A 12,621-nucleotide genomic window follows, 5' to 3' on the forward strand; every position below is an offset into this window, starting at 1 on the left:
CACCGAAGCTCTCAGGTACACATGACAGATGGGAAAGACATCACATATTGAGGAGAGGTGTCTATGCGTCATGTTATTGTGGTGGGGGCAGGCATTACCGGTGTAACAACAGCTTATGAGCTCGCCTTACTCGGTTATCAGGTCACGGTGGTTGACCGTCATCTTTATCCCGCGATGGAAACATCCTTTGCTAATGGCGGGCAACTTTCTGCCTGTAATGCAGAAGTCTGGAATCAAAAAGCCACTGTGTTGAAAGGCATCAAATGGATGTCACAAAAAACCGCACCGCTATTGCTTAATCCTTCTTTTAGTCTGCATAAATATAGCTGGCTGATGGAATTTCTAGGTCATATTAAAAACTATGAAACCAATACCCGGGAAACGGTAAAAATCGCATTACTGGCCAGAAAACGTCTGTTTGAAATTGCCGAAATTGAGCAGATTGATTTTGATCTGGAAAAGCGCGGAATTCTACATTTCTACCATAATAAAGCTGATTATGATGTCGCAATTAAGGTCAATGATCTGTTGTGTAGTGGTGGTCTGGAACGTAATGCCATCAGCAATGAAGAAATCAAGCAGATTGAACCTGCATTAACTGGAGATTATTATGCCGGGTTTTATTGCCAGAGTGATGCGACTGGAGATATTCATAAATTCAGTACTGGACTGGCAAATGCCTGTATGAAAAAAGGGGTGAACTTCGAATTTGGTCAGGATGTATTTGCGGTCGATCACCAAGCACAGCATATTACGGTTAAATGCAGACCAAGCCCTGAAAATGTGCATGCCAATGCTGAAGATGTGCTCGAGATTCAGGCGGATGCCATTGTGGTATGTGCAGGCGTAAGCAGTTATCAGTTGGCAGATCTGTTGGGTGAGCGAGTGAATGTCTATCCGGTAAAAGGCTATTCAATTACCGTACAGCTGAATGATGAGCAAAGTCAGCAAAATGCTCCTTGGGTCAGTCTGCTAGATGAGAGCGCCAAGATCGTCTTGTCACGTTTAGGTAAAGACCGCTTACGTGTTGCAGGAACCGCGGAATTTAATGGTTATAATCGGGATATTCGTGTTGACCGAATTCAGCCTTTAATTGACTGGACACAACGCAATTTCGATCTGTGTACTGAACATGTGGTGCCGTGGGCAGGTCTGCGTCCCATGATGCCGAACATGATGCCAGTGGTGCGCCGTGGTAGACAGGAACGTGTCTTTTACAACACCGGTCATGGACACTTGGGCTGGACATTATCAGCGGCAACCGCAGCGATGATTAGCCAAGAAATAGCTCAGCATTACCCGGCCTAAGTAAATAGCCCGCTTACGGGCTATTTTTAAAGATCAAAAAATAATTATTTATTCATTAAGCTTCTTCTACCTGAGAAAGAAGGTTAGGATAAAGGGAATCTTTATAAAAACCTCTCCTTTAAGGAGAGGGAATTTCTAGTTTAAATTTTTAAATATATATTCAGGACATCAATAGATAAAAAAAGTCAGCTGTTTAATCATATAAACGATAAATACCACTAAAACGTTCACAACCCTTTTGTTCGGTACTGACCGTCAAAATTGCCTTGCTATAGTTAAAGTTATATTTGCAGTCATGCTCATTATCCGTAATCTGGCTTTTAGTTTCGGTCGTGGTATAAGCTAGAAAAGGAATGGTCTGGGTTTCTGCACGATTATTCGGATTGCGGTAAGCAATTCCTTCAATTTTGATGCGGTCTTTCGTCAGCTGATGAATCTTGAGATGAATTGGCTGTTTGGCCATTTGGCCCTGTTCAAACTTGAGATAGTGCTGAGTTAGGCTCTGATTCAAGGAAATATAAATATTGAGGTCATCCAGACGCTGGTCAAATTGCTGTTTAAAGCAGTCCAGCGTCTTACATTGCTGTAAGCGTGTACTCCATAGCTGCTGAGTATCTTGTAATAAGCGAACAGGCGCATCTGTAATCAGAAAAGCGGTAAAATATTGATCTGTCAGTTTTTCACGCGGTTCATCAAGAGAGGCTGAGCAGATCTTTTTCATGGCTGCGTTATTGTTATGATGACTGTTACAGTCCAGCGATTCAGCATGAATGCTGCTAGCAAAAAGGCCTGTCCCGAGTAAAAGTCCCATTATTTTCATCATATTTATATCAGTTTTCAGTAGCATGATCGCTTATACTTTCACTGTGTTACGCTAGGTCTAACTATAGCGAAATAGAAACGTCGTGTACAAGATTTCAATCAGTTATTTCTAAAGGATATAAAAGTGATTGCACAAATTCGTATTGGTCAGGGACTGGATGTACATGCATTTGAAGAAGGTGATTTTGTCACTCTGGCAGGTATTCAGATTCCACATACGCATGGCTTGAAAGCACACTCTGATGGTGATGTGGTTTTACATGCACTTTGTGATGCTTTGCTAGGTGCCTTGGCGCTAGGCGATATTGGCCAGCATTTTCCAGATACCGATCCGCAGTTTAAAGGTGCAGACAGCAAGGTTTTATTAAAGCATGTCTATCAGCTAATTTTGGATCGTGGTTATCGCCTAAATAATGCTGACATCACTGTAGCTTGTGAACGTCCAAAGCTGGCTAAACATAACCTGGAAATGCGTCAGAGCATTGCCGATGTACTGGATGTGGATGTGACTCAAATCAGTATTAAAGCCACAACCACTGAAAAATTAGGATTTACTGGTCGTCAGGAAGGTATTCTGTCTATGGCAACTGTTCTGATCAGTCATTACAAATAACATCAACCGAAGTTATTAGGATGAATCAGGGATAATTCCAGTTCCTGTGTTGCTTTACGGCCTTGCAGCTGTAGGGCAACCGCATGAATTAAACCGGTCCAGGTTTCATTCGGTTCCCAGAGCTGATGCAGATATTCCTGTGCAGTCGGCATGTCCATATCCATATAGTATTGTCGATATAAATACATCAGGCAGCTGACATGATAATTCTGCGTACAATGTACCCAGACCATTTGTTCTTTGACCAGATGATCAATCAGATCCAGTACCAGCAGGCATTGGCTATCCGAAGGGGTTTCCCAGGAGATCGGCAACTGGATATAGTTCAGGCCAAGATCAAGACAAATTTTATCTTCATGTAACAGATGATGATCGCTATCTGTTAATGCCACATTGATTACGGTGGATACGCCGTATTCTTTAATCAACCTCAGTTGTTCAGTTGTCGGCTGACCAGAGCTGAACAGATGGTCATGGATGAACTGAAAATTTTCAATTTGACTTAATGCAGTTTCAATTTCATTCATCAGATAAAATTTTCCTTGTTCAGAAATGAAAACGCCATCTTGTCGATGGCGTTTGTCAGTTCGTTTAACGATTAGGTAAAACGTCCTTCAATGCCTCATGCATGTCAAGCAACACTTTTTCTGTGGTCTCCCAATCGATACAGCCATCAGTCACTGATTTTCCATATTCCAGATCACAAAGATTGGCAGGAATATCCTGACGGCCACCTTTCAGGTGACTTTCTACCATAATACCAACAATTGACTTGTTTCCATCAAGAATTTGTTCAGTAATATTTTTTAAGACAAGCGGTTGTAAGTACGGGTCTTTATTTGAGTTTGCGTGGCTGGCATCAATCATGATCTTGCCGCTGACTTTGGCTTTCGCAAGCGCTGCCTCAGCATCTGCAACTGAACCTGCATCGTAGTTAGGTTTGCCATTACCGCCACGTAGAACCACGTGTGCATATGGATTCCCTGAAGTACGAATCACCGCAACCTGACCTTGGTCATTTAGACCCAGGAAGCTGTGACCATGTTTAACAGATTGCATTGCATTGGTCGCAACAGTTAAGCCGCCGTCTGTACCATTTTTGAAGCCGACTGGTGAAGACAGGCCAGAAGACATTTCACGGTGAGTTTGGCTCTCGGTAGTACGTGCACCGATCGCTGACCATGAAATTAAATCCTGATAGTACTGTGGAGAGTTTGGATCCAGTGCTTCTGTTGCACATGGCAGGCCAAGTTCATTCAGCTCCAGTAACAGTTTACGACCGATACGCAGACCTTTCTCAATATTGAAAGAGTCATTCATATCAGGGTCATTGATCAGACCTTTCCAGCCTACAGTTGTACGCGGTTTTTCAAAATAAACACGCATTACGATATACAGGCTATCTTTTACTTTTTCGCTTAAAGCTTTTAAACGTTCAGCATATTCATGCGCAGCCGCTGGATCATGAATTGAACATGGACCAATTACTACAAAAATACGCTTATCCTTGCCATCCAGGATATTACGAATCGTTTCACGACCATGCAGTACGGTTTGATAAGCAGTTTCAGTCAAAGGTAACTCTGCTTTCAACTGAGCAGGTGTTACCAAAGGAATCATGCTTTGGATATTCACGTCATCAATATCTGATGCTGAAATAGGTTTTGACTGTAGTGTATTCATTGCCGTCACTGGTTTGATCATACAAAAGGTTGTTTAATAGCCTGAATATAACATGAATGATGCGTCACTTTGTTATAAAAAAGATGAATACTTCTTTGAAAAAAAAGTGATGAATCCATGATTTAGTTTAAACAGCAGCTGTTTTTTCTACTGCTGTTACCAATTCAGGTTGGGCGGGTTGCACCGGTTTTGACTTGACTGGATTCACAATGAAATTCACGCCAAGACAGAACAGGGTAATCCCAAGAATTTTACGGATAATTTTCTCTGGCATACGTGAACTGATCAGTGTTCCAATCACAATCGCTGGAATAGAACCGCAAAGTAACCAGCCTAATAAAGTAAAGTCTACATTACCTGCACTCATATGGCCCAGACCTGCGACTAAAGTTAAAAGTACAGCATGTACTACATCCGAACCGATAATACGGATCATGGGTAGATTCGGGAACATCAGGATCAAGGCCATAATACCGAAAGCACCGGCACCGACAGATGACAGGGTCACAAACACGCCCAGTACAATCCCCATAATCACGATCAAGACACGTTTATTGCCAGATTTAAAGTCAACTTTGTCTAAATCCTGAGTCATGTCAGGTAGTTCTTGTTTGCGGTATTTATTAAAGAACTTTTCAATAGAATTGCGGAATACAATAGATGCACCAGTAAGGGTCAGCATAAAGCCCAATACCATGGTCAGCGTTGCTTTATAATGTGTCGATTGACTGAGATAATTCTCTAGTACCCAGTGGGTCACAAATGAGGCAGGGATACTGCCGATCGCCAGCCAGATCACAATGGGCCAGACAATATTCATTTTCTTAGCATGAACCAGTGAACCACAGAATTTAGAAATTGCGGCATAAAGAAGGTCTGTACCAATCGCGATATGCGGTTCAACCCGAAGCAGTGTAATCAGGATTGGGGTCATCAACGAACCGCCACCGACACCGGTAATCCCAACACAGAAACCTACCAATACACCTGCTAAAATAAATTCAATCGGACCAAACATGCATATATGCCAAAATCAAAAAACGAGCATATCTTATGACTTTTAAATATAAGTCGTTGTCTTGATTATTGATTTGCTTATTCTAAAAAGAGATAAAGACTATAAAATTTAAAGTAATTCATCCTGATTTATATTTTAATTTGAATCATCTAGCATACCTTTCTATTGCTAAGTATGAAAATTGATAAAGCTTCTGCAAAATGCCTTTTTATTTATTTGTTTAAAGATCAGCCGCTTTAAATTTATTTTAATTTTTAAGCTGGGCTAAGGCGCGCGCATTGTCCAGATTCCAGTAGTTTAATTATTTGAGGTAGCCAAGATTTGTGAGTTCAACACTTAGGCATGCTCAAATCATGCTTTATGATAGAATCTGAACGGAATTAATTTGTCTCATTTGAGGGAATACACTTGCAGAATCGGAAACTTAAAATCGGAATCGTGGTGGGAGAGGTATCGGGAGATACGCTTGGTGCGAAGCTCATCCGTAGTTTTCGAGAGCAGGGTATTGATGCAGAATTTGAAGGGATTGGTGGGCCGCAAATGCTGGCTGAAGGCTTCAAGAGCTACTATCCAATGGATATTCTCTCGGTCATGGGCATTGTTGAAGTCCTGAAAGATATTAAAAAACTGTTCGCGGTTCGTGATGGTCTGGTCGAGACCTGGACGAAAGATCCCGTCGATGTTTTCATTGGAATTGATGCGCCTGATTTTAATTTGCGACTTTCCAAGACCCTGAAGCAAAAACAGTTACCGATTAAGACCGTGCAATATGTCAGCCCTTCGGTCTGGGCATGGCGTCAGGGACGTGTGCATGGCATCAAGGCCAGCATTAATCTGGTACTGTGCCTGTTTCCATTTGAAAAAGCATTTTTCAAAAAATGGGATGTTCCGGCAGCTTTTGTCGGTCATCCATTGGCAAGTCAGTTACCCCTCAACAATAATCTGGCTGAAGCGCAGGCAGAACTGGGCTTAGATCCTGCACAAAAATATATTGCACTGCTGCCAGGTAGCCGCCGTGGTGAAATTGAACGCTTAGGACCATTGGTACTGGATGCAGCCAAAATTCTGCATCAGAAATATCCGGATTATACGTTTCTGATTCCCGCCATTAATGAGATGCGTAAACAGCAGATTGAAAACTTGCTGGCACAATATCCGGACAGTTTAAAAGCACATATCCGCCTGATGGAAAATACCAGTAGTGAGTCAAAAATTGGCCGTCAGGTGATGAATGCATCTAATATCATTGCGTTAGCTTCAGGCACTGCGACACTGGAAGCCATGTTATTGCATCGTCCGATGGTGACCTTTTATAAATTGCACTGGCTGACTTATCAGATTGCCAAATTGCTGGTCAAAATTCCTTATTTCTCATTGCCAAATATCATTGCTGGTAAAAAAGTCATTCAAGAATTAATCCAGTCAGAAGCAACGCCTGAAAACCTGGCTGCTGAAATTGAAAAATTGATGGATATTGAAGCAGCTCAAATTCAGGTGATGCAGCATCTCACCATGCACAAGCAGCTGCTTTCCGGCAACAGTGAAGATCCTGTCAAAGCGGTACTAGCCTTAGTCCAATAGAGGCGTCTTGCTTTTTTGACAGGCAATACGGTATCGGGTCGGGGTTTGTTCAAACTGTTTTTTAAAGCTTTGACTAAACGCCGTTTCCGAAGAATAGCCCACCAGATAGGCGATCTGCTGAATGCTAAATCCGCTATTTCTGAGATATTGTGCTGCCAGGCGAAGTCGATGCTGTTGCAGATAAGCCAATGGTGGCTCACCAACAATCTGGGTAAACAGCTGGGCAAATTTGGAACGCGACATATGGCATTGTTCAGCCAGGCTTTCTACGGTCCAAGGCTGTTCTGGTTTGCCATGAATTGCTGCCAAGGCATTAGATAGTTCAGGATGCGAAAGAGCATTCAGCCAGCTCGAAGCATTTTCCAGATTCAAAATATAATCTCGCACGCATTCAATCAGTAAAATACTGACCAGATGATCCAGAATCTTGTCCCGTCCCGGACGAAGTTGCTGGGTTTCCAATGCTAGAAATTGCAAACCAACTTGTAACCATTCTGGTGCTGTATCTCCCAGAATATGCTGGATGTGCAGAAATTTAGGTAAAGCACTCAGTAGCGGTTTCGCCATCTGGATATCCAGATTGGAACGAATCGCCAGGATAAAACTGCGTTCTGCTGAATGGGTGATATTGAGATCCACACATTGCTGTGCATGAGTCTGAAAATAAGAGTTGATCGAATGATGTTCAGAAAAATCCGCATTGCCGGGACTAGAAATCCGGTGGGCAGAACCAGCAGGCAATAACACCAGATCACCTTGTTGCAGCTCAAGCAGATCACCATCTTTAAATATTAATTGCGCTTGACCTTGCAATAACACATAAGCCAGTATGGAAGGTTCATACTGATAATCAAATCCGCCTGGATGAAACACATTGAGGTAGAGATATTCTGATTTTTCCAGATGAATATCATCAAAAATTTTACTTAAAGCATCCATGCCTGACTCTATTCTTTTGTTTTAATTCATTTAATTAAATTTAAATAGCCCAGTCTTGTGATTTAAGGCCAAGATTTGGCCTATTGCGCCAAAGACGCTGACATAGTTTTTCTGGACGTTCAATACTGTTCGCTAATGCTGAAATATTCAACTATATGTGCAGAGTAACATAAAAAAGGAGGGTCGCAATGAATGCCCCTGCACAAATTAGCAAAGCTCAGTTCACGCAGGATGCGTCAGCGCTGAAAGGTGTCCAACTGGATAAAAAACGTTTTGGCTGGCTGCTGAGTCCCGGTTTGCCTGTGATCGGTATGGGAATTCTGGCTGGCTATCATTTTGGCCCCAAAGCCACTAAAAAAGTCTTTGCGATGGGTGGGCCTTTATTATTACATGTGATTATCCCAACATTAGATGCTTTAATTGGTGATGATGCCAATAATCCAAATGATGAGCAGATTCAGGCATTGGTCAAAGATCCTTATTATGACCGGATCGTGAAGATGTTTATCCCATTGCAAATGGCTGCCAATGCTTTTGCAGGCTATGTCGTATCCCGTCCAAATGTTTCTCTGGTCGATCAGGTTCTACTTGGCGTTTCTATGGGGGCGATCAATGGAATCGGCGTGAATACTGCGCACGAGCTAAGCCACCGTCCTCAGAAAAAAGATCACTACTGGTCACATGCCAGCCTGATGCCGCTGGCTTATAACCATTTCCGGATTGAGCATCCTTATGGACATCATAAACGGGTGGCGACGCCAGAAGACCCGGCATCTTCGAAAATGGGTGAATCCTTCTACCGTTTCTGGCCACGTACTGTATTGGGTGGCTTGAAATCAGCAATTCAGATAGAAAAAAGACGTTTGGAACGTAAAGGCTTAAAATTCTTTAGTCAGGAAAATGAGCTGTTTCATGGCTGGGCGATGAGCGCAGGTTACCATGCCTTAATGCTGAAAACGTATGGCAAGAAAATTATTCCTTATACGCTGACCCAAGCCTTTTACGGCATCAGCCTGTTTGAAATCGTGAATTATATCGAACACTATGGATTGAAACGCGGGCAAAAAGCAGATGGTACCTATGAGCGAACCTTGCCCGAACATAGCTGGAACAATAACAACATCGTGACCAACCTGTTCCTGTACCAGTTACAACGCCATTCGGATCATCATGCCTATCCAAGCCGACCATTTCAGGCATTGCGACATTTTGATGAAGCACCAGAATTACCAAGTGGTTATGCCACCATGCTGATACCGGCACTGATTCCACCATTGTGGTACAAGATGATGGATCAACGTGTGTATCAACATTATCAAGGCGATCTGGCTAAAGCGAATATTCTGCCTTCGAAACGTGCCAAGCTGCTTAAGAAATTTGGTCTAAAAGACACTGCGGCTTGATGATGTAAACAAATAAAAAATGCGCCATTCGAGGCGCATTTTTTATTGATTTTTATTTAGAACCAGTCACTTTGCATATTTAGACAGGTGTTATCGAAGTTCATCAGTAACTTAGCCTGATGTTCAATTTCAGGCAGTTCCCAATGAATAAAATATTGAGCTGCCTGAATTTTACCCGCCAGAAAGGCTTGATCTTCCTGTTGAGAAGATGTGCCAAATTTAAGTTGAGCCTGATTGGCCATTTCCAGCCACAGCCACGCAATAATAGTTTTGCCCATCATATCCAGATATAGGCCAGAATTGGCCAAAGTTTCACTAACTTTGCCTTGATGCAGCGCCTGACCTAAAACCTGAGTGGTCTTTTGCACAGTAACAAGATGCTGTTTATAGACATCTGCCAGTTCTGTTAACTTGCCATCCTGAATTTCAGACAAGGTTTTCTGGATGCGTTGCATGAGCAGGGTCAGGCCTTTGCCATTGTGCTGCCAGAGTTTACGGCCTAATAGATCCAGAGACTGAATCCCATAAGTGCCTTCATGAATCGGATTAAGACGGTTATCCCGATAGCATTGCTCAACCGGATATTCACGCGTATAGCCCGCACCACCCAAGACCTGAATCGCTAGATCATTGGCTTTAGGACCATAGGCAGAAGGGAAGGACTTGACCACTGGTATAATGAGATCGAGTAAAATGGCACTCTCTTCATCTTGTGCAGCCTGATGTTCATCAATTAAACGAGCTGCAAATAAGCACAGCGCCAAAGCACCTTCAACATAAGATTTTTGTGCCAGTAGCATACGTTTGACATCCGTATGCTCAATGATATTCACAGGTTTAGCGTCAGGTGTTTTTTCATGAACCGGACGGCCTTGAGGACGGTTTTTAGCATAGTCCATAGATTCCAGATAGCCGCGATAACCAATCATGGCTGCCCCTAGACCGACACCGACGCGCGCTTCATTCATCATCTTGAACATATATTTTAAACCTTGTCCCACTTCACCAATTAAATAGCCTAAGCAACGATCGTTTTCCCCAAAGCTTAGAACTGTTGAAGTGGTGCCGCGATAGCCCATTTTGTGTAGCAGGCCAGCCAGATGGACATCATTGGATTCACTTACAGTTCCATCTGTATTGGTTTTGAATTTCGGCACGATGAATAGGGAAATACCTTTTACCCCTTGCGGAGCGTCTTGGATACGAGCCAGAACTAGATGCACAATATTTTCAGTAATGTCCTGATCACCACCAGAAATAAACATTTTCTGGCCTTTAATTTTGTAGCTTCCATCTGACTGAGGAATCGCTTTAGTGGTCAGATCTCCCAAAGAGGAACCCACATTCGGCTCGGTCATCGCCATAGTTCCAGCAAAGCGGCCACTTAGCATATGCGGCAAGAACATTTGTTTTTGTTCTGGAGAGGCAAAGGCTTGAATCAGATTTGCTGCAGCGGCTGTCAGAAAAGAGTAGGCAACAGTCGAAGGATTGGCCGACATGAAATAGGCATTGCAGGCCATATTCACCAAAGTCGGCAATTGCATGCCGCCGTCTGCGTAATCATGCTGGGCGCAGAGTAGACCAGCATCAGCAAATTGTTGCCATGCTATTTTTACTTCATCAATGGTCTTCACCTGTTTGCCATCAAAGCTCGGTTCGTGGTGATCAGCCTTGGCATTATGCGGCGCAAAATAATCGGTCGCGATGCCTTTTGCCGTTTCCAGAATACTATCAAAGGTATTTTTGTCATGATCCTGATAGCGTTCCAGTTCAGTTAAGGCTTCGAGTTTGAAAACATCATAAAGCAGAAAATTGAGGTCTTTATCATTAATCAGCTGAGTCACAGTATAGTCCTGAATGTGCAATCCTTGAGATAGCATCAAGACTAACAGTTGCATTTATCAAGGAGGATTGTCAATAATGACATGAAACGGGTGAAAAGCGACAAATAGAACAATATGCAACAGGTAGTGATTTTAGGTTTTGATGGTGCTTTAGCTTCAGCAATTACGGGTGTCGTCGATTTATTTGCTATGGCGGGCGTCAGCTGGAACCGGATTCAGCAGCAGGATGTGCAACGCCTGTTTAAAGTCAGGATCGCCAGTCCAGATGGACAACCAATTCGTTGTATTAACGGCCTGGAATTACCAGCTCATTGTTCATATCAAGAAATTCAAACAGCAAATATTCTGGTAGTGCCGACCATCGCCGCGCCTATACAAGAGGTACTGGATGAAAATTCAGGCCTGATTCAGTTTCTAACTTCTGCTCATGCACAATCCACCTTAATCGCTGGAAACTGCACCGGAAATTTCTTTCTGGCAGAAGCTGGTATTTTAGATGATCGTGTGGCGACAACGCATTGGGGCTTTCAGGACATGTTTCGTGCACGTTATCCTCAAGTGAGATTGAATGCCGATCTAATGATTAGCCGGGATCAAAATATTTACTGTGCAGGTGGAGGTTTGGCCTGGTTTGACTTAGGCTTGCATCTGATTGAACGTTTCTATGGTTTTGAAGTTGCCATGCAATCTGCCAAATCCTTTGTAATTGATTATCGACGCGATAGCCAATTGTCTTATTCATTAATGAAGATTGGTCAACCTCATCATGATGAACTTGTGCAAAAGGTTCAGGACTGGTTAGAGCAGCATTTTCATGAAGAATTTACTTTAAATGCGCTGGCAGAACGTTTTAATGTCACGACTCGTACTTTAATCCGGCATTTTAAGCAGGTGCTAAATATTGCACCGAACCAGTATCTGCAAGCCATTCGTATTGAAGCGGCACGCAAACGTCTTGAGGAAACCGATCAGGCCATAGATCTGATTATGCAAAATGTCGGCTATCAGGATCCAAGTTCATTTCGGCGTTTATTTTATAAAAAAACAGGGTTAACACCTTTAGAATATCGCCGTCGTTTTAGCCGACGTTTCTAAATTTTGATAAAAAGAAAGATTCGAAAATCTCTCTTGGCATACATATTAGCTAAAGATATCTTTACGTAAATAATGCGTATAAATGGTTGATGCGATGCTTTGCAGGAAGCCGGTGAACATAATCCAGTAAATGAAAATTTCACGTTCTAACTATTTTAGTCCGAAACCTTCAAATCCGATGATGATCAAGAAGGCTGAACTAATCCCCAAAAATAAAATGTTATAGGATAATGACTTCTGCTTTAATAAAATCATTGTTCCTCTTTCGTCTTTGTCTTCTTGTGAGCATTCAAAGCGTATTTTATATATTTCACA

At 42.5% G+C, this 12,621-nt stretch carries 11 protein-coding genes; 5 read left to right on the top strand and 6 right to left on the bottom strand.

What is annotated here, in order from left to right:
* The first annotated feature begins 63 nt into the window (after positions 1–63).
* Positions 64–1,308 carry a D-amino acid dehydrogenase gene (locus FTU19_RS08435; protein ID WP_179993234.1) on the top strand — a complete coding sequence of 415 codons (1,245 nt, stop codon included), beginning with the start codon at positions 64–66 and terminating at the stop codon, positions 1,306–1,308.
* Positions 1,309–1,501: 193 nt separating this feature from the next.
* On the opposite strand, the gene FTU19_RS08440 is transcribed toward FTU19_RS08435, so the two are convergent.
* Entirely contained in the window at positions 1,502–2,155 is a 654-nt protein-coding gene (locus FTU19_RS08440; RefSeq protein WP_166138190.1) for a hypothetical protein, read from the bottom strand.
* Between the two features lie 99 nt (positions 2,156–2,254).
* Between FTU19_RS08440 and ispF the strand changes: the two genes are divergently transcribed.
* Complete coding sequence (gene ispF / locus FTU19_RS08445; RefSeq protein WP_034171374.1) at positions 2,255–2,743, top strand: 2-C-methyl-D-erythritol 2,4-cyclodiphosphate synthase; 489 nt, start codon at positions 2,255–2,257, stop codon at positions 2,741–2,743.
* 2 nt (positions 2,744–2,745) lie between these two features.
* Here ispF and FTU19_RS08450 read toward each other — a convergent pair whose 3' ends face one another.
* The 3 genes from FTU19_RS08450 to FTU19_RS08460 form a co-directional block, all read right to left on the bottom strand.
* Positions 2,746–3,270, bottom strand: a complete 525-nt coding sequence (locus tag FTU19_RS08450) for a protein tyrosine phosphatase family protein (RefSeq protein ID WP_125278644.1) — start codon at positions 3,268–3,270, stop codon at positions 2,746–2,748.
* A 64-nt stretch (positions 3,271–3,334) separates the two neighbouring features.
* Positions 3,335–4,426: a 3-deoxy-7-phosphoheptulonate synthase gene (locus FTU19_RS08455; protein ID WP_125278643.1), complete on the bottom strand. Its 1,092-nt coding sequence runs from the start codon at positions 4,424–4,426 to the stop codon at positions 3,335–3,337.
* A gap of 127 nt (positions 4,427–4,553) precedes the next feature.
* Positions 4,554–5,444 (bottom strand): sulfite exporter TauE/SafE family protein, encoded by an 891-nt coding sequence (locus tag FTU19_RS08460; RefSeq protein WP_125278642.1) that lies wholly within the window; start codon positions 5,442–5,444, stop codon positions 4,554–4,556.
* A 408-nt stretch (positions 5,445–5,852) separates the two neighbouring features.
* On the opposite strand from FTU19_RS08460, the gene lpxB reads away from it, so the two are divergent.
* The gene (gene lpxB / locus FTU19_RS08465; protein WP_159122887.1) at positions 5,853–7,025 is read left to right on the top strand and encodes a lipid-A-disaccharide synthase; all 1,173 of its coding nucleotides are present in this window, start codon (positions 5,853–5,855) and stop codon (positions 7,023–7,025) included.
* Here the strand turns inward: lpxB and FTU19_RS08470 are convergent.
* Positions 7,014–7,964 (bottom strand): AraC family transcriptional regulator, encoded by a 951-nt coding sequence (locus FTU19_RS08470; protein WP_180130764.1) that lies wholly within the window; start codon positions 7,962–7,964, stop codon positions 7,014–7,016. The genes lpxB and FTU19_RS08470 overlap by 12 nt on opposite strands.
* 188 nt (positions 7,965–8,152) lie before the next feature.
* Between FTU19_RS08470 and FTU19_RS08475 the strand changes: the two genes are divergently transcribed.
* Complete coding sequence (locus FTU19_RS08475) at positions 8,153–9,367, top strand: alkane 1-monooxygenase (protein ID WP_180130768.1); 1,215 nt, start codon at positions 8,153–8,155, stop codon at positions 9,365–9,367.
* A 56-nt stretch (positions 9,368–9,423) separates the two neighbouring features.
* On the opposite strand, the gene FTU19_RS08480 is transcribed toward FTU19_RS08475, so the two are convergent.
* Positions 9,424–11,247 carry an acyl-CoA dehydrogenase gene (locus FTU19_RS08480; RefSeq protein ID WP_180130808.1) on the bottom strand — a complete coding sequence of 608 codons (1,824 nt, stop codon included), beginning with the start codon at positions 11,245–11,247 and terminating at the stop codon, positions 9,424–9,426.
* A 78-nt stretch (positions 11,248–11,325) separates the two neighbouring features.
* Between FTU19_RS08480 and FTU19_RS08485 the strand changes: the two genes are divergently transcribed.
* Positions 11,326–12,306: a GlxA family transcriptional regulator gene (locus tag FTU19_RS08485; RefSeq protein ID WP_180130771.1), complete on the top strand. Its 981-nt coding sequence runs from the start codon at positions 11,326–11,328 to the stop codon at positions 12,304–12,306.
* Positions 12,307–12,621: the final 315 nt, after the last annotated feature.

This window comes from Acinetobacter sp. YH12072 (genome assembly GCF_013419565.1).
Taxonomy (GTDB): Bacteria; Pseudomonadota; Gammaproteobacteria; order Pseudomonadales; family Moraxellaceae; genus Acinetobacter.